Genomic DNA, 21,583 nt, shown 5'->3' with positions numbered 1-21,583 from the left:
CTCAAGCCCCCCAGTATTCCAGGGTGTACTCCAGCTTCACGTCCAGGTGTTCCACCCCCTGTTTCGCGCCGTACTGATAGGTGTTTTTCCCCGGGTACAGCTGAATCCAGTCGTTTGCCAGGGGCCAGATCTCCGGGTGGGAAACCCCGTTGAGCAGCGTCCGCTTCTGGCCGCGCCCGGTTGTCACCACCGCCGTGTCCCCCTCTGCCATCTCCAGCTCGAGGGCCAACTTCCCCCCGCTGCCCAACTCGGCGAGGGAGGGGTTTCGGACCGGCCCCCGGGCCGCAAAGGTGATGGTCAGGCCGCAGGCCACATTCTGGTCGTTTTGCACCTCCACGATCCGCTCCGCGATCCGCCGGGCGGTCATGACAGGGGTGCCGTACACAAAGGGGAAGCGCACCAGCGGTTCCCAATAGGCCATCTTCACCACCGACCGCTCCGGCGCGCGAAACAGCGGGTAGGGGCAGATCAGGGAGATGCTCACGTCCCTGGTCTTTCCCTGCAGCGCAAACTCCACGCCCTCCACCTGGTAGTCGATGGCCTTCTCCCGGCCCCCCTGTTCCCAGTAGAAGAGGGTGCCCCTCTCCCGGGGCTGAAAGAAGCCGAAAAGCCGCTCCCTCTGGGCCGCGTACTCCCCTTTGATCGCCGCGGTGATGACGATGTTTCTCTTCTGGGCGCAGCTGCTCTGCCAGCTCTCCCCGTCCATTCCGTCCTGCCGCTGGGTGCTCACCTCATAGGCGGCCGAGGTCAGCCCGGTGGCGTCTTTGAGCCAGAAGGGGAGAAAATACCCAAAGGAGATTTTCTCCCCCCTACTGTTTTCACAGGTAATTTTCTTCTGTGTAATCAAGCGAATTTCACCCCCATCACCATCTGGCGCATCGCATTGCGGTTGAGCCGCGCCGTCTCCGCCGGCGAAAGGGCCTTGGGGCTGTAATTGTTCACCGTCTGGTTGAGAACCACCCCGCCGGCCGCCCCGGCAGAGGCAGCGGCCAGCGCACCGGGGGAGATTCCCCCCTCCAGCGCGATTCCGCCGAACCGGGTGGGGATGGCGTTTTTCATCTGCTCACCCACCCGGCCCATCTCCCCCAAAAAGCCGATGCCCAGCCCCTTGGCCAGGTTCATTCCCACCTGGTCCCGGAACACTTTGGACGGGGAGTGGATGCCGAAAAAGCCCTTGATCTTTTTGAGCACATTGGCGCAGGCCTCTTTGGCCATGTCCCAGAGAATTCCCCCCGCATTGGCAAGCCCTTTCCCGATTCCCTTGATCAGGTCGGCGCCCACCTGCAACCAGTCGGTGTTGGCGAAGGCGCTGATGATCTTTCCGATGATTTCCGGGAGCTTGCCCACCAACTGCGGAATGGCCTGCACCAGCCCACTCGCCACAGCGATCAGGATCTGTATCCCCGCCTGGATGATCTGGGGCAGGTTGTCCATAATCAGTTTCACGATCATGGGGATCATGGCCATAACCGAATTGATCAGCATTGGAAGGGCCTGTACAATGCCCGCCACCAAGCTCAAAAGAATTTCCAATCCCGCAGAGATGATGGCCGGCAGATTCTGCATCAAAGTCTCCACAAAGACGGGGATAAGCGCTATGACCTGTTCGACCAAGACGGGAATCGTCTGCACAATTCCCGCGATCAGTCCCAGCAGAATCTGCATCCCCGCCATGACAAGCGCCGGCAAGTTGGCAATCAAGGAGGCCACCACCGTCGGTATCAGCAGCAAAATCTCCCCCACGAGCAGGGGGACAGACTGGGCGATTCCCGCCACCAATCCCGTCAGCAGCTGAATTCCCGCCGAGATGATCAGCGGAATGTTTTCAAGCAAGACCGTGCTCATATTGGCAATGATCAAGGGGAGTTGTTCCATGAGCAGGGGAACCACCTGGTTGAGCCCCTGTATCAGCCCCAAAAACAGTTGTAGCCCCGCGTTTAACAGCGCCGGCAGGAGGGTGGGCAGCTGCCCGATCAGCGCACTGACAAGGTCCACCAGCGCCGTCATGACCGCTGGCAGAAGGGTCTGTGTCAGGTTGGGGAGAACGGTCGCCAAAGCCGACAGGAGGCTGGTCAGCGCTCCCGATAAACCGTTTAAAAAGGTCGGCAGCTGTTGGGTCAAGCCCCCCGCCATCCTGTCAAACATCCCTGTCAGAGAGCTCGTCAACGCGTCGCCGCTCACCTCGTTGCCCGAAAAAAGCCCGTTGATCGCCTGGCTGATTGCAGGTTTGGCCGCGTCCATGCTGGACGAAAACACCTCGGCAATGGGCGCGGCCTGATCGCCCAAAACGCGAAACAGCTCCTGCTTTTTCCCGTTTAGCTCCGCGATCACCTCCGCATCCATAAAGTTTTCGGCAAATTTTTTCGACACCCCGGCAATTCCCTGGAAGGCGCCCCCCACGGCGCCCGCGATCCCCGAGACCGCCTTCCCCGCCACCTTTAGCCCCGCGGAGATGTTCTTGGCCCCAACGACAAACTTGCCGAGGGTCGTCTCGCCGTTTCTCGCCTGGTCGGCAACGTGGCGGATGGCGGTTTGAAAGGCCCCCAGCCCGGTTGTCTGCCCTTCCACCTGCGCCGCTTCGGCGGACATCTTCTCAATGTTGGTCGAAACGCCATACAGCTGATCTCGCAGCGCCGACACCGCGGCGCTCTGTTTCCAGTAGGCCTCTTCCGCCCTGTTGACGGCGGCGGCGCTCTCGTCAGAGCCGGCGGCAACCGCCGCCGAGAGTTCCGAGTATTTCTTTTTTTGCTCTTCCAGCTTCTTTGTCTGCCGCTGATACTCCTCCCGCAGGGCCTCCTGCGCCGTCTGCTCCACCGCGATCGAATTGCGCAGCATCTGCTTTTTCACCAGCAGGTCCTGTACCGAAGCCGCATTTTTCCCCATGGAAGCCGCATTTTCAGCCAGCACGGAGGAAAACATCTTGAGCTGCTTATTCAAAAACGCCATCTTCGCCGCAAAGGTCTCGCTCTCGCTGATCTGAACGTCTGCGCTCCAATCACTTGCCAATTCCTCTCCTCCTTTCTCTCTTTAAAAAGGGCGGGCGGCCAACGACCGCCCACCCCTTCTCTCTTTTCCCTACGGGAGGTCGGGGATCATCTCCTCATCCAGCGGCCGCACCGGCCGCTCCTTTGCCCCTTGGGCGATCTGCCAGCAGGCGATCAAGTCGCACAGCTCCCCCATCGGCATCGCGCACAGCTCCCGGCGGGGGATCCCCAACATCCTCCCGTAAAACCAGTACCACGCAGTGCTTACCGGCCCTGCGCGGCCGCCCCGTTTTTTGGGTCGGCCTGCACCTCGACCTCTCTGCCCTGGCCCAGCTGCATCGCCTCGGTCAGGGCCTCTGTGATCCGCCCGGCGTCCTGTGCGCCCAGCAGGCACTTCAGCTGCTCTTCGGTGAAGGGCTCTTCCTCCCTCCCCTCCATCACCCGGCAGTACTCGGCGCCCTGCCGCAGCAGGACCGCCAAAATCCAGAGGATGTCGCCCAGCGCCTCGTGAATCGGCTTCTGGTCAAAGGCCGCAAAGGCCTCCTGCATCCCCTCCAGACTGCCGTAGCGCCTGCCGATCTCCTCCACCGCGCCCAGCGAGAAATTCAGCGGGCACTGTCGGCCGCCCAGCTCAATGTAACACAATCGCTCCATCGGCTCTCCCCCTTACGCCTGGGGCTCGGGAGAGGGGGCCGCGATCTGCAGCACCTGCTTGATGTAGGCCTCCGCCTTCTCCTCGCTGTCCAGGGTGGCCTCCCTCTTCCAGACGTGGGTGGCGCTGTCGTCCCGGAAGATGGCCCCCTCGATGGCCGGGGTCTGCCACTCCACCGCCTCGCCCTGGGTGGTGGCGCTGTCCTCCGGCACCTTGAACTGCACCTTGGTGAAGATGATGGCGCGGTAGGCATAGCTGCCGCCCCGCTTCTTCTTGATGATGATCCCCACCCCCAGATAGGGGGCGACGGACTCGTCGTCGTACACCAGCTCGGTGACCTTCTCCTCGCCCACGGTCACCTCGTTGGTCTTCAGCCCCAGCAGGGCCTTGCTCGCCTCCTGCAGCAGGTCGTCGGTGGTAATGGTCAGGGTGCCGCCGGCAAACGAGCTGTCGCTCTCCACCACCATGTTGTCGGCGTACAGGTTGTTCTCCTCGCCGGCCTCGATGCTGGCCGACAGTTCCACCGCCTTGCCCATCAGGCCGCCGCCCTGGTAGCTGACGGTGCCGCCCTCACTCTGATACAGGGCATAATACGGTTTGCTCACGCCAATAGTCGCCATCTCAATTCGCTCCTTTTAAAAATGTATTTGCAAACGCCTCTCTCGGCGGTCTGCACCCTCTCAAAAGCCCTCACAGGCTGAGCCAGCGCCAGCGGTGCTTGACCAGCCCCGCGTCCCGGTCATAGCCGCTGCTCTCCCAGTAAAACGGCAGCTGTGCCGCCTGCAGCGCCTCTTCCACCGCGGCAAACAGGGGGTCTTCCTCCAGGGCGGTGTAGAGTTCCACCATCCCCTTCATCCCCCGCTCCTCCGGGCGGTTGTCGGCGGCCGGCGACCCGGCCGGCCCGGTCTCCCCCCACACCAGGCAGCGCCCTGTGCCGCTGGGTGAAAACTGCCAGTACAGCGCCACCCCATCCTGCAGCGCGCTGGTCAAAACAGCCTTGATCTCCGCTTTTGTCAACGTCTGTTCCCCCTTTATCTCCTGGGCTCGCCGCCCTGGTTTTCCTGCACCGCCGGCCCCTTCCCCTGCCGCTTCGCTGCGGTGTTCTTTCCACACCTGGGGAGTGTCCTCCCCTCTCACAATTTCAGTATACCGCCCTCCGGCCGTCCTTTTCGTCAGATGCGTCCCTCCTCCTTTGCCCAGAACCGGCGGCACTTCTTGCGGGGATACTGCTCGTCGTACTCGCCGATGGCAAAGGCCACCCGCTGCCAACTCATCCCCTCGAGGTAGCGCAAATTCAAAATCTGCCGCATCTGGCTGTCCTCCACCTCGCCCAAAAACCCATAGCCCTCTTCCACCCGCAACAGGTATCCGCGAACGGCAGCCTGCAGGCGGCGCTCCAGCTCCCGCATCTCAGCGCCGATCTCCTCCTGTGCCATCTCCCCCTCGCACGGCCGCCGCACCGCCCATCTCTCCTGCGCCCTGCGCAGCCGCTCCAACTGCCCCTGCAACAGCTTGACCTCCCGCTGCAGATGGGGCAGCTCCCGCCATTCTCTCTCTGTCATTTTTTCGCCCTCCTGTATTCTTTGCCCCCGCTGGGAAACACTGAAATCAAATCACTCATTCTTCCCAAAGGAGGTTTTTTCATGTCCGCCAACGCCAACTTCTACCTCAACGACCCCACCCTCTCCCCCTACTTCAACTCCCTCCCCGTCGCCGTCCGCAAAATCATCCTCGACTCGGGCGTCCAGGTCTCCACCTTAGGTGAACTGCAGCAGATCGCCGAGCACTACCGCGGCAACCTGGTCTCCGAATAGATTGTTTCTTTTTAGAAACGATAAAGGCGCACTACTCCCTTGGTGCAGCGCCTTTTTACCTGTTTCTTTCCTTTGCCCTGTCCGCAGATAACTTCTGTGCTAAAAAGAGAGTTGTAGGACCATTCACCCGGCAGTTATTGTCCGAATCAGGGCAACATCTGCCATTTCTTTTTCGCAACTCTGTAAACACAGTATACCGCGTTTGTTTCTAATTTGCAACTATTTTTTACCGTTTTGTTTCTTTTTTCTTCTGTCCTTCACCAGCTGACAGCACGCCCAGTTGTCTTTGTGTGGAATACATCTGCATTTTTATTGTAGACAACCGCCTCTTTCTCTGGTATACTGCCAAACGTGTGACAAAAGAAAAAAGGGGCGTTATCATGTCATTTTTAGAATCTCTCGTATCGGTTGCCAACGACTATCTCTGGAACTACTTCCTCCTCTTTCTGCTCTGTGGGGCCGGCATTTACTTCACCCTTCGCCTGCGGTTTGTACAGGTGCGCCGCTTCGGCCAGAGCTGTAAAGAGGTCTTCGGCAAGATCCGCTTCAGCGGGAAAAAGGCCGGCGCCGACGGCATGAGTTCCTTTCAGTCCCTGGCTACCGCCGTGGCCGCCCAGGTGGGCACCGGCAACCTGGCGGGGGCCGCCACCGCCATCGTCATGGGCGGGCCCGGCGCCATCTTCTGGATGTGGCTCTCCGCCTTCTTCGGCATGGCCACCATCTTTGCCGAGGCCAGCTTGGCGCAGGCGCACCGCACCCAAAAGGACGGCGCGGTCATCGGCGGGCCGGTCTACTACATAAAGGCCGCCTTCAAGGGCCGTTTCGGCAGGGTGCTGGCCGTCCTCTTCTCGGTGTTCATCATCCTCGCTTTGGGCTTTATGGGGAACATGGTCCAGGCCAACTCCATCTCCTCGGCCTTCGCCACCGCCTTTGGCGCCAACAAACTGGTGGTGGGCGTTGTCATCGCCGTGCTGGCCGGCTTTGTCTTTATCGGCGGCATCCGCCGCATCGCCTCCCTCACCGAAAAGATCGTCCCCTTCATGGCTATCGTCTACATCCTGGGCTGTGTCGTCGCCCTGGCCCTTCACGCCGGCTCCATCGGCGACGCCTTCCGCCAGATCTTCGTGGGCGCCTTCTCCCCCGCCGCCGTGCTGGGGGGCGCCTGCGGCATCGGGGTGCAAAAGGCCATGCGCTACGGGGTGGCCCGGGGCCTCTTCTCCAACGAGGCCGGCATGGGCTCCACCCCCCACGCCCACGCCCTGGCCCAGGTGGAGCACCCCTGCCAGCAGGGCGTCGTCGCCATGATGGGGGTCTTTATCGACACCTTCGTGGTTCTCACCCTCACCGCCCTGGTGATCCTCACCAGCGGGCAGTACGGCTCAGGGGCGGACGGGATCGAGCTGACCCAGGCTGCCTTCACCGCCACCTTCGGTTCGTTCGGCAACGGCTTCATCGCCGTCTGCCTGCTCTTCTTCGCCTTCTCCACCATCGTGGGCTGGTTCTTTTTCGGCCAACAAAACATCATCTACCTCTTCGGGAAAAAGGCCGTCCTCCCCTACGCCCTGCTGGTGGTGGGCTTCATCGTCCTGGGTTCCCTGCTCAAACTGGAACTGGTCTGGTCCCTGGCCGACCTCTTCAACGGGCTGATGGTCATCCCCAACCTGCTGGGGCTGCTGGCCCTCTCCGGCTCCGCCTCCCGCCTCTACCGCGACTACGCCCAGTCCCCCCTGCTCGCCAAGGCCAAAAAGGGGCGGCGGTAACCCCCCACAACAGAAAAGGAGCCCGAGACCGCGCCTTCGGTCTCGGGCTCCTTTTTTGCCTTTTGGGCAGTTGCCTACTGCTCCGCCTCCTGCCGCAGCTCCACCCGGCGAATCTTGCCGCTGATGGTCTTGGGCAGCTCCTCCACAAACTCCACGATCCGCGGGTACTTGTAGGGGGCGGTGTTCTTCTTCACGTACTGCTGGATCTCCTTTTTCAGCTCCTCGCTGGGGGCGTAGCCCCGGGCCAACACGATGGTGGCCTTCACCACCTGGCCCCGCACCGGGTCGGGGGCCGCCGTCACCGCGCACTCCAGCACCGAGGGGTGCTCCATGATGACGCTCTCGATCTCAAACGGCCCGATCCGATAGCCGGAGGACTTGATCACGTCGTCGGTGCGCCCCACAAAGAAGAAGTAGCCGTCCTCGTCCCGCCAGGCGGTGTCGCCGGTGTGGTACATCCCGTCGTGCCAGGCCTCCTTCGTCAGGGCCTCGTCCAGGTAGTAGCCGATGAACATCCCACAGGGCTTCCCCCTGTCGGTGCGGATGACGATCTCCCCCACCGCGCCGGGCACGCAGGAGCGGCCGTTCTCGTCCACAATGTCCACGTCGTACTGGGGGCTGGGCTTGCCCATGGCCCCCATCCGCGGCTCGGCCCCCAGCAGGTTGCCCACCGTCAGGGTGGTCTCGGTCTGGCCAAACCCCTCCATCAAGGTCAGGCCGGTGGCCGCCTTCCACTGGCGAAACACCTCGGGGTTGAGGGCCTCGCCGGCGGTGTTGGAGTAGACCAGGGAGGACAGGTCGTACCTGCTCAGATCCTCCTTTATAAAGAAGCGGTACATGGTGGGCGGCGCGCAGAAGGTGGTGATCTGGTACTTGGCAAACAGGGGGAGGATTTTGTGGGCGTCAAAGCGGTCGAAGTCGTAGGTGAAGATGCAGTCCTCACACAGCCACTGGCCGTAGAGTTTCCCCCACATGGCCTTCCCCCAGCCGGTGTCGGAGATGGTGAAGTGCAGCCCCCCCGGCCGGTTGTTGTGCCACCAGCGGGCGGTCACCACATGCCCCAGCGGGTAGGTGAAGGAGTGGGCCGCAATCTTCGGGTACCCGGTGGTGCCGGAGGTGAAAAACATCAGCATCGGGTCCTCGTTGTCCGGCGCGTCCTCGGGCGCAGGGCGGGGGAACGCGCCGGGGAAGGCCCCGTACTCCGCGTCAAAGGGCCGCCAGCCCGGCCGCTCCCCGTTGACGCAGATTTTCAATTCCACCGTGGGGCTCTCCTCCATGGCCCGGTCCACCTCGTCGGCCACCGTGCCGTCGCAGGTGCAGACGATGGCCTTCACCCGCGCGGCGTTGAAGCGGTAGACAAAGTCCTTCTTCATCAGCTGGTTGGTGGCGGGGATGACGATCGCCCCCAGCTTGTGCAGCGCCAGCACCGCAAACCAAAACTGGTAGTGGCGCTTGAGCACCAGCATCACCACGTCCCCCCTGCCAATGCCCATGTTGGCAAAGTAGTGGGCCGCCCGGGAGGACTCCCGCTTAAAGTCTCCAAAGGTGAAGACCCGCTCCTCCATTCGCTCGGACAGCCAGACCATGGCCCGCTCGTCGGGCTTGGTCCGCCCCAGTTCGTCCATCACGTCAAAGGCAAAGTTAAAGTGTTCCGGCGGGTGAAAGGAGATGCCGGTCAGCCGCCCCTTCTCGCCCACCGTCTCCTCGGTAAATTGTTGGTAGATCATCTCGCTCACCTCTCGTCACGCCCTTCCACGACCATCGCCAAAAATTCGCAGTCCTCGCCCTCGGCGGCGATCATCCCGTGCCCATGGCTGGAATCGTAGTAGATCGAGTCCCCCGCGTGCAGCACCGTGTAGTGGTCCTCAATGCGCACCTTCAGGCTCCCCTTGAGCACAAAGTCAAACTCCTGCCCCTTGTGGCGTGAGAGGGCGATCTCCTGGTTTTGCTCTTCCTTCCGATAGGGAGCCTTGACCAAAAAGGGCTCGCACATCCGCCCCCGCAGCAAATAGGCCAGGTGCTGGTACTCAAATCCCGCCCGGCGGCGGATGGGCATCCCCTCGCCCCGGCGCACCACGGTGAAAAACGACAGCTTCGGCATCTCGCCGGTGATCAGTTCGGTCAGGTCCACCCCCAGGTGCTTGGCGCAGTTGTAGAGGAAGGTGAAGGAAAAGTCCCCCTCCCCCTCCTCCAGGCGCAGGTACTCCTCCACCGCGGTGTCGGTGACCTGGGCCATCTCCTCGGGGGTGGTGTCGGTCATCTGGCGCAGGCCCCGCAGTCTCTCGGCGATCTGGCTGATCTCATTTTGCAGCATTGAAATGTCCTCCCTTAACTCTGGTTTTGTTTCCCTGTTGGACGTGGGCCCTGCCGTGAAGGCAAGAAAAAAAGCCCCGCCCCCCTGACCGGCCCGCCCTCTCGGGCGAATCGGTTCAGAGAGACGAAGCCGACTGTTTTCATCGCTGCTCCGCGGTACCACTCTCAGTTGCCCTCTAAAAAGGGCCGCTCAGCCGTGTCCAACAACACGCTCCCCTCTAACGGTGGGATACCGGCGACACTTACTCCCCTCGTCCGGGTTTCACTGCGCAGCTCCGGGGTGATCGGCGGCGGTCTTACCCGCCGGGCCAAGGCCCTTCCACACGGTTTCCTTCGCGCCTTTCACCAACCGGCGCTTCTCTGTAAGGTTCCGTCTGGCCCGCTGTCCCCTTCTGGGCTTTTTGCTCTTTGGTGTAGCCCCAAAATACCACAATCCACCAGGGTTGTCAACAGCAGGCGCGGGCGGTATATTTCTTTTTTTATCCGCCGTCCCCCTGCCCGCTCACCGTCAACTCGCTCCAGCCCCCGTTGCCCAGCACATCGCAGACGCGCACCCGGTAACTGCCGGGAGACAGGTCAAAATACCCGGTCTCCCCCTGGGTGCACAGCGGGTCGATCCGCGCGCCGTCGGCCCCCTTCAGGTAGCAGCCGGCCCAGTCCACCCCGGTCTCATCGCCCAGCTGCAGGGCGATCAGTCCGCCCTCTCCCCGGCTCTCGACGATCTCCGGCGGCCGCTCATCGGCCTGGGTCACCGTCAACTCCCGGCGATCCTGCCGCCCATTGGCCCCGGCAGCCACCGCCACATAGCTGCCGTTGGGCAGCGGCTGTCCCTCATAGAGCCCCGCCGCCACCTCCACCAGGGGATACCGCTCCCCGTCTGCCGCCGCCAGCCAGACCTGTTTTGCGCCGCGGGCGGACACCACCGCCCGCGCCACCCCGTTTTGCCCCTCTGCGCGCACCTCCCCGATGGCCGGTGCCGGCAGCGCGGCCAGGCCCAGGGCCACCGCCGCCGTTCCCGCCGCCAGGGCGCCCACTGCCGGGCGGGACAGCTGCCGGCGCGGGGGGGCCGTCGAGGCCCGCAGCGCCGCCCCCAGCGGGAAAAAGACGGGCAGCACCCCGCCCAACAGCCGGTGCAGTGCCGCTTTGCCCCCCCGCAGTTCCCGCTTGACGGTGCTGTCCGAACACCCCAACACCTGGGCGATCTGTCGGATCGTCAGCTGTTGGCAGTAGCGCAGCACCAGCGCCTGCCGCTGCCGCGCGGGCAGCCCGGCCAGCCCCTCCGCCAGCCGCTCGGTCCGCTCCCTGTCCGCCAGCCGCTCCTCCGGCTGCGCAAAGCGGTCAAGATCCGGCAGTTCCGCAAGGCGCTCCTCCCCGTCGCTGCGCCGGGTGTGCCGGGTCTCCGCCCGGCGCAGGTTCTGGCAGACATAGAAGGTGGTTCGGTTGAGGTAGGCCACCAGCACCTGCGGGGGAGAAATGCTCTGCAAATTTCGGTAGAGGGCAATGTAGCTCTCCTGCACCGCCTCGTCGGCCAGGGCGTCGCTGCCCAGGAGCAGACGGGCCTGGGTCCACTGGGCGCGATAGGTGGCCCGGTAGAGCTGGGCAAACGCCTCCTCGCTCCCCCCCTGGGCCCGGGTCAGCAGCGCCGCCAGCTGTTGGTGGCTCAAAGGCCGTTCCCCCACAATTTTCCACCTCCCAAAACTTGTAGATACTCGCAAAATAGTTTACCATAGAATGCGCCGGCAGTCACCTCCTTTCGGCCGCTTTTTCCGTTTTTCTCCCCACCTCAAAAATGGTCAAAAAAACAGTTGACCCACTTCTCCTCCCGCCGCACATTTACAGGATGCGGTGTGTTGTGTCCTTTTGTACACAGGGAAGATTTTCCCATCACCCCGCCCGCCGCCGGGGCCGGTTGCCATTTCCCCGCTGGGTTTCCCGGCTGCTACGATTCATATTGCCGCCAGCACCGCGGCAGACAAGGAGTGATTTTTGTGCGCAAAGCGAGAAAAGCAGCGGCCAAACGGGTCCCCGCCGTCATTTCGGTCTTTTTGTCCGCGCTGATTTTGTTGGGGGGATTCCCCCTCCTGGGCGGCAGCGGGGTTGGGTGGGCGGCCACCGACGACTACATCGGCACCAACTCCCTGTCCGATGTCTTCAACTGAGATAACCGCTCCGGCTACGATCCCAAAGCGTACGGCCCCAAGGGGAACACTTTCTACCTCCTCAACACCGACGAGGACAAGACCTTTACAAACGAGGGTGTCTTCCAGGCTGGCAGCGTTTTTTTGAGCAAGCACCGCCTCTCCCTGGATGCCGACTGGTCGCTGAGCGGCAAGTTCAGCATTTCCTTTCCCGATTCCTACCCCAAAAACGCCATGTGCTTGGGAAACGTGGTCCTCCACGCCGGCGTATACGGTGACAATAAGCCGCTGCTGGCCTTTGCCGCCGGCAAAGAGGAGGGCAAGACCGCTCCCTCTGTCACCGTCATCCAGCGGTTGGTCGCCCTCAACTACGTGAGCATTCTGTCGAAACAGGTGGACAAAACCCACTTTGGCAGCCTAAAGACCTTCCGCCTCAGCTACAACGCCCAGACCAATATCCTCAGTTTCGACTACAACGGCACCACCCTCACCAAAAACATCTACGAGGTCTTTGGCGCCGATGTGAAAGACGTGCAGGTACGGATGTCCGGCCTGGCCCACTGGGGCGGCGGCGGCCGCATCCCCGGCTGCGCCATGTCCGGCGTCTTTTCCACCGCCGCCTACACCGGGTACTCCCCGGAATTCGTGGAGACCAAGCTGCTGAAAGCCAACGGCTCCGCCTTTGCCACCGGAGAGACCCCCAAAAACGGGGACACGGTCATCGTTCAGGCCAAGGTGAAAAACAACAACACCAAGGCCTCCACCCAGGCGGTGCCCTGCACCCTCAAGCTCCTCCAGAACGACAGAGACTACCCCACCGCCGGCATCGTCCCCCTCACCGATCGGGAGGGCCAGCAGATCGTCGCCAACGGGGCCCCTGTCCCCTCCACCACCGACATCATTGGCGACGGCATCCCCTTCAAGATGACCGGGGTGGGGGACAACATCATCACCTACAAGGCCAAAATCAACAATCCCACCGGGGCGGCGGTCACCGTGGGCCAGGCCATCGCCGACACCTTCTTCCAGTCCCGGCGGTGCTCTAAGGCCGAATTGGTGCCGGCGGTGGAGCTGGTGCCCCAGGACCCGGACGCCCAGCCGGAGCCGGGCCAACCCGCCCCCACCCCGGGCAGCGACTACCACTACACCCGCACCCCGGCCAACGAAAACGGCTGGAACAACACCCCGGTGGACCTGACCTTCCACGAGGGCACCTTCGACCAGTTCAATGTGAAAAAGGGGAACGCGGTGGACGCCACCCTCACCGCCGGCAACCCCACCAAGCAGTACGCCGGCGAGACCGACGGCACCGCCGTGACCTACCAGGCACAAAACAGCCAGAACGGGGCCATCTCTACCGTGGTCAACGACACCATCAAGGTGGACACCACCGCCCCCACCCTGGCCGCCGGGGCGGGGAAGAGCCTGGCGCTGGGGGACAGCCTCTCGGGGGTGTGGAAGCTGGAGCGGCAGGACCCGGCCACCGGGGGTTGGTCGGCGGCCAACACCTTTGTCCTCACAAACGGCAACGGCAGCCCCAGCCAGAGCGTCACCCCCACCAAAAACGGGGTCTACCGGGCGGTGGACGCGGCGGGGAACGTCTCGGACGCCACCCTCCCGGTCACCGTCAACGACCCACCGGAGATCGGCGTCGAAAATCCCCACCACCACAGCCCCCAGGGGCCCACAAATACCACCGACCAAAGCGGCCTGGTCCACGCGGTGTACCAAGACGCCATCACCGAGATTCTCTCCGACCCGCCAGCCTACGGCGGCGCCCTCACCGCCGGCGACTTGCAGGCCATCATCGAAAGCCGCTACCAGTTCGCCCCCTACGCCGGCTCGGTCAGCGGGGAGCTGGTCTCCATGACCCAAAACGGGACGGACATCGCCGCCACCGGGCTTTCCTCCTCCACCCCCGGCTCCTGCCAGGCGGTCTATACCGTAACCGATCAGGACGGCAACACCTCCACCCTCAACCTGACCTTCTCCTTCATTGAAAAGCCCCTGCCCCCCACCGTCACCCCCGCCGACCCGGAGGAGATCCTCCCCGCCCCCAGCGAGGAGATAGACGCCGAGAACCGGGTCCACCACCGCTACACCGACGCGGTGACAGAGCTCATATCCGACCCGCCGGCCTACGGCGGGACCTTCACCGCGGCCGACGCCCTGGCCTACATCAAGGGCCACTACGCCTTCGCCGCCCAAACCGGCGACGCCCTCACCGAGGCCATGACCATGACCCGGGGCGGGGCGGACATCGCCGCCACCGGGCTTTCCTCCTCCGCCCCCGGCTCCTGTCTCATCACCTACACCGTGACCGACCGGGACGGCAACACCGCCGCCCTGGAACTCACCTATGCCTTTAAAGCGCGCACCGAGCCCCCGGCCGTCGACCCGGCCGACCCGGCGCACCCCCTCCCCGAGCCGGAGGAAGAGGTGGACAAAAACGGCCTGGTCCACCAGACCTACCGGGACCAGATCGTCAAGATCATCGCCGACCCGCCGGAATTCGGCGGCTCCCTCTCGGCGGAGAAACTGAAGGAAATCGTGGAGAGCCGCTACACCTTTGGCCCCGGCGACGTCTCCTTTGCCATGACCCAAAACGGGGCGGACATCGCCGCCACCGGGCTGGACTCCTCTACCCCCGGCTCCTGTCTGGGAGCCTACATCGTCGCTGACAGCCAGGGCAACACCACCACCCTCCTCCTGACCTATACCTACATCGAAAAGCCCGATCCGCCGGCCGTTGTCCCGGCCGATCCCGAAAACCCGCCCGAAGGGCCCCAGGAGACGGTGAACCCGGACAACACCGTTCACCACCGCTACACCGACACGGTGGTGGAACTCATCAGCGACCCTCCCGCCTACGGCGGCCACTTTACCATCGGCGACGCCCTGGGCTACATCCGCGACCACTACGATTTTGCCGCCGGCAGCGCCTCCCTCACCGGCCATGCCCTCTCCATGGAGCAGGAAGGCGACCCGGTGGTGGAGATCTCCTCCGCCGTCCCCGGCTCCTGCCTCATCACCTACACCGTCACCGATCGGGACGGCAACTCCACCACCCTGGAATTGACTTACATCTTCAAAGAGCGGGTGGAGCCCCCGCTCATCACCCCCATCGACCCCGAAAACCCGCCCCTGGGCCCGGAGGAGACGGTGGACAGAGACGGTTCCGTCCACCACACCTATCGGGACAGGATCGTTGTCCCCATCACCGACCCGCCCCAGTTCGGCGGCCTCCTCACCCCCGAAAAGCTGCGGGAGATCATCGAGGAGCGCTACGCCTTCGGCCCGGGGGAGGTCTCCTTCTCCATGAGCACAGCGGGTCTGCCCTCCACCCGGCCCGGCTCCTGCACGGGGACCTACACCGTCACCGACGAAATGGGCAACTCCACCACCCTGGAACTGACCTATGAATACGCAGAGCACTTTGCGCCCCCGGTCATCACCCCTGCCGACCCGGAGCGCCCCCTGCCCACCCCCGAGGAGGTCACCGACCCCAACGCCACCGTCCACCGCACCTACCGGGACGGGATCACCGAGCAGGTGAGCTATCCCCCGGCCTTCGGCGGCTCCCTCTCCGCCCAGGAAGCCCTGGACTGGCTGCGGGGGCAATACCAAATCGCCCCCGGCTCCTCCCACCGGCTGCGGGAGACCATTGCGATCTCCCAAGACGGGGCCGACATCACCCCCCAGGGCTTTGCCACCGACCGCGAGGGCTCCTGTCTCATCACCTATACCGTCACCGACGAGTACGGCAACTCCGCCGCCCTTCTCTTTACCTATACCCTAAAGGAGAAGGGGGCCGCCAACACCGGCGTGGTGCCCGACCCCGACGGCGGCAAAAACATTTCCGGCCAGGGGTCCGGCAGCGGCCCCTACACCGGCGACAGCGGCTGGGCGGACAGCCGCGGCTGCTCGCTGCACTGGCTGATTCTGGGACTGGCCCTGCTGGCCGCCCTCTATGTCGCGGTGCGCTGCCGCCGCCTGGACCGAGAGGAGGAAGACGACCGTGTATCTCTTTGACAGCCTGGTGCTGGCCCTGCTGTTGGCCGCCGGGGCGGTGCTGGCCCTCTTTGCCCGCTGCCCCCTGGACTGGTGCGCCCTGCTGGCGCTGGCCGCCGTCCTCCTCATCGGCGGGCGGGCGCTGGCCCGCCGGGCCCGGCGCTGACCCTTCATCACCTTTCGCAAGGGCCGGTTCCCAGATGATGGGAACCGGCCCTTGATGGCGTTTTCACAAAAATTTTTATCCCCGCTTTTTTTGCCGGCGGGAGTGTGTTATGATATACAAATGGATGCGCCCGGGAAGCGCGGTAGCCCCGCCCCGGCGCAGCGCCAGCGAAAACACAGCGGCCGGGCGAAGAGCGCCCGCCGACTTTCAGGAGGTATTTCAATTGGCAGAATTCAAATACGAAATCGTGGACATGATCGGCGTTCTCTCTGAAAACGCCAAGGGCTGGACCAAGGAGCTCAACCTCATCAGCTGGAACGAGCGGGAGCCCAAGTACGACATCCGCGAGTGGTCCCCCGACCACAGCAAGATGGGCAAGGGCGTCACCATCACCAAGGAGGAGCTCTACTCCCTCAAAGAGCTGCTGATGGAGATGGAGATCGAGGCCCCGGACGACGAGCCCGCCCTCTAACCTTCGCTCCTTCCGGCCCTGCGGCGGGCCGGCCCAAATCCCATCACAGAGAGGACAGTGCACCCCCTATGGAAATTGCCCTTGCAGTATCCGGCCAGGTCGTGGTGATGGTCATCATCGCCGTCTGCGGCATCCTGCTGAAAAAGACCGGCAAGATCAGCGACGCCCTCACCACCCCCTTGAGCAACATCCTGCTCTACCTGGTCTCCCCCATGCTGATCATCAACTCCTTCCTGCGCCCCTTCGACGCGGCCGAGTTTCGCCTCTTCCTCTACGCCTTTGCCCTGGGGGTGGTGGTGCAGGGCATCTGCGTCCTCACCGGCACCCTGATCTTCCGCAAAAAGGGCGACCCCCTAAACGGCATCAACCGCTACGGCACCGGCTACTCCAACGCCGGGTTCATCGGCATCCCCCTGGTGCAGGCCAGCCTGGGCTCCACCGGGGTGTTTCTGCTGGTGGGCTTTCTGGCGGCCTCGGGCATCTTCATGTGGACCAACGGCGCCAAAGAGGTGTCAAACGGCCGCTACAAGATCAATTTGAAAAAGGCCCTCATCAACCCCAGCAACATCGGGGCGGCCATCGGTTTTCTCCTCTATATCTGCCGCTTCACCCCGCCCACCGTCTTCACCGGGGCCATTCAAAACATCGCCAACCTGAACACCGCCTCCTCCATGCTGATTATCGGCATCCTCATCTCCAACGTCAAGCCCAAAGAGCTTGTGAAAAACAGGGAGGTCTTTCAGGTGGCGGCGGCCCGGCTACTGCTCTGCCCCCTGCTGATTTTGGGGCTGGGGTGGCTCCTCTGTCAGACCGGCATCGACAACATCGAGTTCGCGGTGATGGTCAACCTGATCGCCAGCTCCACCCCCTCGGCGGTGGCCACGGCCATGTTCGCCAACATCTTCGGCGCCGACGACGTCTATGCCGGCAAGATCGTGGCGGTCACCACCATCTGCTCGGTCATCACCATCCCCGCCGTCCTCTTCCTCTCCACCTTCCTCATCCCCGTGTGAGGGCGGCCGGTTTCCCCGCGCCTGCAAGCCCCCCGCAGCCACTGCGCTGCGGGGGGCTTTTTTGCGGGCAACTGTCTCCTTTTCACAAAGCCGTCCCGCCTTTTTTCATAGGTATTAACTTTATGTTTTTGACTATTTTTTGAAATTCGGAATATTTAATATAATTTTACTTATTTATTTATTAAATTTATATATTGATAAAAATGTTTATAAGGAATATTCTGATAATATAAAGGGGTGATTCCATTGTGCAATAAAAAAGCAAGTTTCTAAGTTGTAGTTTGGAGTGTATATAATGAAAGCTAGAAATTTAAAAGTGATATACACCGTAAAGAGAAAGATAATTATACCTATTTTGTTGTTTTGTGTTGGATTATTATATTTTACCATTTACTATTTCGTCTACTATTTTGGAAACTTTAATTTTAACTATGTTGGTTTAAAACTTGTTTTTTTCCCTTGTCTTTACATTTCTATTTCATATTTTGTTGTATTGCTTATTAGTTTAAAAACTAACATCACTTATTCTGTCTCAAATTCCTTTGTCCGAATCAGCAAACTCGTTGTAAGTCTATTGATTACTATTTATTATAGTATGTTAGGATTGGCTTTTATTCTCAAAAATGAACGGATGCTAATAATTACAAGATATAATTGGATGTTTTATTTATTTGGACTTATTTATGGACTGAATAGTACTACAGTAATAAAAAAAGAGAAAGTAAAATGAAAAAGATCATTTCTTCTATATTCTATACTAGGATTAGTATTGGCTTTGTCTTGTTTCGTACCAGTTGGGGCTGCTCCCGTAAATGATAAGTCTATTCAACCCCGCGAAACCGTTAGTGCCTACTTAACGGACGATAGTGGAATAACACAAATCGTTACTGGTCATCTTGTCGATATAGTAACTCCAAAAAGCAGAATGTCTTCCGATGAATCCTCCGCAACATACGAATTCACACTATATTCGACTGATAACAAATTAGAGGCAACGGGTAAAGATGGATCTCAGTCTTCAACCGTTCGATTAACTATTTGGTATTCGCGAGACGGCTCTAACTTTTTATTAACAAAGGTATCCGGTGGCTGGACAATCCACGATAGCCGCATTTCAATTACTGGCACTCAGCTTTATTATAGGTGTGAATCGCTATTTATTGATCAGACGGCATATAGGTATCCTAGTACAACTGGCGGTAGCTTTGCTTATAAAACTGGATTTACAAAATATGTCCCTCGAAACGCGGGTACAATGGGTGCTTTTTTGACCTTGGACTATATGATGGGTTCAACTCGTACATAGAGTTTTACGATGGTCAATGACTTGTTTGAGGAATATGGAGTTTAGTTAATCCTAATTGGGGCTCTCGTTGCACTATGTAGCGGGAGCCCCATTTGAAGTTAGTCACTCACTTCCTACAATTTTGTTGTGTCTCTTTGAACCGCTACTAAAACCCAAAGCCAAGGCAATAAAAGGAGGTTTTTCCCATGCAATCCACACCCCGCAAAGTCATCCTCGACGTGGACACCGGCTCCGACGACGCCATCGCCATCATCATGGCCGACCTCTCCCCCGACATCGACCTGTTGGGGGTCTGCGCGGTCAACGGCAACCAGCCCCTGTGCTACACCCTGGAAAACACCCTGCGCATCGTCGAGCTGCTGGGGGCGCAGGATCGCATCCCCGTGGTCAAGGGGATGGACGTCCCCCTGGTCAAAGAGCTCAACCCCGGGCGGCTGCACCAACCCATGACCCCCACCACCCAGTACGACGACCAGGGCCGCAAAATCTGCTACCATCCCAAGGAGTTCGACCTGCCCAAAGCCACTCTCCAGCCGGTGGATGAAAACTTCATCCCCTGGTACATCCGCACCATCAAGTCCTGCCCCGAAAAGGTCACCCTCGTCCCGGTGGGCCCGCTGACCAACATCGCCATGGTGCTGCGGGCCGACCCCACCGTGGTGGAGAACATCGAGGAGATCGTCATCATGGGCGGCGGCCACACCGAGCGCAACTCCACCGCCGCGGCCGAGTTCAACATCTGGAAGGACCCCGAGGCCGCCGAGATCGTCCTCACCTGTGGGGCCAAGGTGGTGCTGGTGCCGCTGGACGCCACCCACAAGGCCTCCACCCGGCTGGAGGAGGCCCAGCTCTACCGCGACCTGCACACCCCCGTGGGGGAGATGGTGGCCCAGCTCATAGAAATCCGCACCCGGGCCTACAACCTCTTACAGCCCCTGCAGGAGCCCGACCTCTGCCCCATCCACGACGCCCTCTGCGTGGCCTATGTCATCGACCCCAGCGTCCTCCCCGGCCTGCTGCACACCCGGGTGGATGTGGACATCTCCGGCGGCTTTGCCGACGGCCAGACCATCGTGGACACCCGCAAACTCCACAACCTGCCGGACAACTGCTGGGTCGCCCTGGACGCCGACCGCGACAAATTCAACCAGATGCTGCTCGACATCTGCGCCCGCTACTCCCGCTAAATTTTCACCACTGTAAAAAAAGCCGCCCGCCGTTTCGCCGGCGGTTTTTTTGCGCATAACGGCGCTCCTGCGGGAAACACTCTGGAAAAAGGGCCGCCCTTTCCCGGCGGCCTCACAACGAGAATCGAGGTCCAACCGCCATGCGCCACACCCCCATCGCCCGCCTGCTCCCTTTGCTCCTGGCCGCCCTGCTGGCCTTTACCGGCTGCGGCAACGACTCCAACAGCTCCTCCAGCGACACCGACCTCTCGGCCATCCACCGGGAGATCAAGGCCCTCTACGGCGAGGCGTACTACCCCTCTCTGGCAATCGACAACGACACCCTGTCCCGCAAGTACGGCCTGACCCGGGAGAAGATGGACGAGGTCATCGCCGAGGAGGCCGCCCTCTCCGAGCACCCCGACGCCTTCATCGCCATCAAGGCCAAGAAGGGGGAGGCCGACGCCCTGGAGGAGGAGCTGGCCGCCTACCGGGACAGGGCCGCCCGCGAGTACCCCGACAGCCCCAAGGCCCAGGCCGCCCGGGTGGTGCGGGCGGGCGACTGCCTCTTCTACCTGGCCCTGGGCCCCGAGCCCGCCGAGGGGGCCACCCCCGCCGCCGCCCTGGAGAGCGCCCGGGAGGAGATCGCCAAGGGGGCGGACGCCGTTGCCGCCCGGCTCAAGGGCTAGCCGCTTCTTTCCCCCTTTCTTTCCCCTTCATTTCCCTCCCGCGGCCGCGCGCCGCGGGATTTTTTTGCCCCTTTCCCCCGCCCACCCCTCAAAAAGGGCCCATCAAAGGGCCTTTTCCTACCTCTTTTGGACCCTTTTGTCCTCTTTTGGCGCCAAATCGGTTCAAAAATGGCCGAAAGTGCATACAAATGGCTTGAAGGGCTTTCGCGCTCCCTCGCAAAAGCGCCCACAAACCATTTCGAGGAGGAACATTTCATGAAATCACTCAAGGGCACCGCCACCGAACGAAATCTCCGGGCCGCCTTTTCCGGGGAGACACAGGCCTGCGCCAAGTACCAATTTTACGCCACCCAGGCGGGGGTGGACGGGCTGCACGCCTACGGCAAACTCTTTGCCGAGACCGCCGCCAACGAGCTGGAACACGCCAAGGTCTGGTTCAAGCTGCTGCACGCCGGCATCCCCTCCACCATGGAGAACCTGCTGGACGCCGCCGGCGGCGAACACGCCGAGTGGACCGACCTCTACGAGCGCTTCGAGAAGGAGGCCCGGGAGGAGGGCTTCACCGAGATCGCCGACCTCTTCGCCAAGATCGGCTCGGTGGAGAAGGCCCACGAGGAGCGCTACCGCGCCCTGATCGAAAACCTCTCCCAGGGGGCCGTTTTCAAAAAGGGGGCAAAGGTGTTGTGGCAGTGCGGCTCCTGCGGCTACCAGTTCGAGGGGAAAGAGGCCCCGGCCATCTGCCCCGCCTGCCACCACCCCCAGAGTTTCTTCGCCGTCAAGTGCGAATCCTACAAGTAGCTGCCCCCCTCAAGGCGGCCGACTTGCCGCCCTTTTGCCCGCCCAAACCGTTCAAACGCGACAATGATCATTCACAATTTTCGTCAAATCTCCCAGTATTTCTCCTCCGCCTTTTCTGTGTGGGCCCTTTTGTTCACAAAATATTGATTGTTAAGGGCCGGCAATTCTGCTATAATGACCTTGATATAAACAACGGTTAACAGAGGTGAACACACACCTGGAGGCATTTTGAAGCAGATAGCGGAACAAGCGAATGACCCGGCACAAAAAATTCATTGATCGCGCTATACCTGAAGTGGGT

At 61.4% G+C, this 21,583-nt stretch carries 20 protein-coding genes; 10 read left to right on the top strand and 10 right to left on the bottom strand.

What is annotated here, in order from left to right; translation table 11 throughout:
• Nucleotide 1: 1 nt before the first annotated feature.
• The 7 genes from HJY11_RS05445 to HJY11_RS05415 all read right to left on the bottom strand — a co-directional run bounded on the left by HJY11_RS05445 (nt 2) and on the right by HJY11_RS05415 (nt 5,198).
• Entirely contained in the window at nt 2-847 is an 846-nt protein-coding gene (locus tag HJY11_RS05445; RefSeq protein ID WP_208074978.1) for a phage distal tail protein, read from the bottom strand.
• A complete protein-coding gene (locus HJY11_RS05440; protein WP_208074977.1) occupies nt 844-3,006 on the bottom strand; it encodes a phage tail protein in 2,163 nt (720 codons plus the stop codon). Before HJY11_RS05440 ends, HJY11_RS05445 begins: the two co-directional genes overlap by 4 nt.
• A gap of 69 nt (nt 3,007-3,075) precedes the next feature.
• On the bottom strand, nt 3,076-3,219 hold the full coding sequence (locus tag HJY11_RS05435) for a hypothetical protein (protein ID WP_021660962.1): 144 nt from the start codon (nt 3,217-3,219) through the stop codon (nt 3,076-3,078).
• A 29-nt stretch (nt 3,220-3,248) separates the two neighbouring features.
• Nucleotides 3,249-3,638, bottom strand: a complete 390-nt coding sequence (locus tag HJY11_RS05430; protein WP_208074976.1) for a hypothetical protein — start codon at nt 3,636-3,638, stop codon at nt 3,249-3,251.
• A 12-nt stretch (nt 3,639-3,650) separates the two neighbouring features.
• Nucleotides 3,651-4,256: a major tail protein gene (locus HJY11_RS05425; protein WP_208074975.1), complete on the bottom strand. Its 606-nt coding sequence runs from the start codon at nt 4,254-4,256 to the stop codon at nt 3,651-3,653.
• 70 nt (nt 4,257-4,326) lie between these two features.
• Nucleotides 4,327-4,653 carry a hypothetical protein gene (locus HJY11_RS05420; protein WP_208074974.1) on the bottom strand — a complete coding sequence of 109 codons (327 nt, stop codon included), beginning with the start codon at nt 4,651-4,653 and terminating at the stop codon, nt 4,327-4,329.
• A gap of 155 nt (nt 4,654-4,808) precedes the next feature.
• Complete coding sequence (locus HJY11_RS05415) at nt 4,809-5,198, bottom strand: hypothetical protein (RefSeq protein ID WP_208074973.1); 390 nt, start codon at nt 5,196-5,198, stop codon at nt 4,809-4,811.
• A gap of 81 nt (nt 5,199-5,279) precedes the next feature.
• Between HJY11_RS05415 and HJY11_RS05410 the strand changes: the two genes are divergently transcribed.
• Nucleotides 5,280-5,450 carry a hypothetical protein gene (locus tag HJY11_RS05410; protein WP_208074972.1) on the top strand — a complete coding sequence of 57 codons (171 nt, stop codon included), beginning with the start codon at nt 5,280-5,282 and terminating at the stop codon, nt 5,448-5,450.
• A 380-nt stretch (nt 5,451-5,830) separates the two neighbouring features.
• Nucleotides 5,831-7,210, top strand: coding sequence for an alanine/glycine:cation symporter family protein (locus HJY11_RS05405; RefSeq protein WP_208074971.1), 1,380 nt, complete (start codon nt 5,831-5,833; stop codon nt 7,208-7,210).
• A gap of 74 nt (nt 7,211-7,284) precedes the next feature.
• On the opposite strand, the gene HJY11_RS05400 is transcribed toward HJY11_RS05405, so the two are convergent.
• From HJY11_RS05400 to HJY11_RS05390, 3 genes are all read right to left on the bottom strand, one after another.
• Nucleotides 7,285-8,937 (bottom strand): AMP-binding protein, encoded by a 1,653-nt coding sequence (locus tag HJY11_RS05400; RefSeq protein ID WP_208074970.1) that lies wholly within the window; start codon nt 8,935-8,937, stop codon nt 7,285-7,287.
• A gap of 5 nt (nt 8,938-8,942) precedes the next feature.
• On the bottom strand, nt 8,943-9,524 hold the full coding sequence (locus tag HJY11_RS05395; RefSeq protein ID WP_208074969.1) for a helix-turn-helix domain-containing protein: 582 nt from the start codon (nt 9,522-9,524) through the stop codon (nt 8,943-8,945).
• 478 nt (nt 9,525-10,002) lie between these two features.
• Nucleotides 10,003-11,202, bottom strand: a complete 1,200-nt coding sequence (locus tag HJY11_RS05390; protein WP_208074968.1) for an RNA polymerase sigma factor — start codon at nt 11,200-11,202, stop codon at nt 10,003-10,005.
• Between the two features lie 309 nt (nt 11,203-11,511).
• Between HJY11_RS05390 and HJY11_RS05385 the strand changes: the two genes are divergently transcribed.
• From HJY11_RS05385 to rbr, 8 genes are all read left to right on the top strand, one after another.
• Complete coding sequence (locus HJY11_RS05385) at nt 11,512-11,682, top strand: hypothetical protein (protein ID WP_208074967.1); 171 nt, start codon at nt 11,512-11,514, stop codon at nt 11,680-11,682.
• A gap of 123 nt (nt 11,683-11,805) precedes the next feature.
• Nucleotides 11,806-15,693 (top strand): hypothetical protein, encoded by a 3,888-nt coding sequence (locus HJY11_RS05380; RefSeq protein ID WP_208074966.1) that lies wholly within the window; start codon nt 11,806-11,808, stop codon nt 15,691-15,693.
• Nucleotides 15,680-15,838: a hypothetical protein gene (locus tag HJY11_RS05375; protein ID WP_208074965.1), complete on the top strand. Its 159-nt coding sequence runs from the start codon at nt 15,680-15,682 to the stop codon at nt 15,836-15,838. Before HJY11_RS05380 ends, HJY11_RS05375 begins: the two co-directional genes overlap by 14 nt.
• 223 nt (nt 15,839-16,061) lie before the next feature.
• A complete protein-coding gene (locus HJY11_RS05370; RefSeq protein WP_208074964.1) occupies nt 16,062-16,310 on the top strand; it encodes a YdbC family protein in 249 nt (82 codons plus the stop codon).
• A 68-nt stretch (nt 16,311-16,378) separates the two neighbouring features.
• Nucleotides 16,379-17,323: an AEC family transporter gene (locus tag HJY11_RS05365; protein ID WP_059003350.1), complete on the top strand. Its 945-nt coding sequence runs from the start codon at nt 16,379-16,381 to the stop codon at nt 17,321-17,323.
• Nucleotides 17,324-18,814: 1,491 nt separating this feature from the next.
• Nucleotides 18,815-19,816 (top strand): nucleoside hydrolase, encoded by a 1,002-nt coding sequence (locus HJY11_RS05360; RefSeq protein ID WP_208074963.1) that lies wholly within the window; start codon nt 18,815-18,817, stop codon nt 19,814-19,816.
• A gap of 140 nt (nt 19,817-19,956) precedes the next feature.
• Nucleotides 19,957-20,484, top strand: coding sequence for a DUF4358 domain-containing protein (locus HJY11_RS05355; RefSeq protein WP_208074962.1), 528 nt, complete (start codon nt 19,957-19,959; stop codon nt 20,482-20,484).
• Between the two features lie 255 nt (nt 20,485-20,739).
• A complete protein-coding gene (gene rbr, locus HJY11_RS05350) occupies nt 20,740-21,282 on the top strand; it encodes a rubrerythrin (RefSeq protein ID WP_208074961.1) in 543 nt (180 codons plus the stop codon).
• The last annotated feature ends 301 nt before the right edge of the window (nt 21,283-21,583 follow it).

The organism is Bittarella massiliensis (ex Durand et al. 2017), assembly GCF_017566145.1.
GTDB lineage: Bacteria > Bacillota > Clostridia > Oscillospirales > Ruminococcaceae > Bittarella > Bittarella massiliensis_A.
This window is presented reverse-complemented; position numbering and strand designations above follow the sequence as displayed.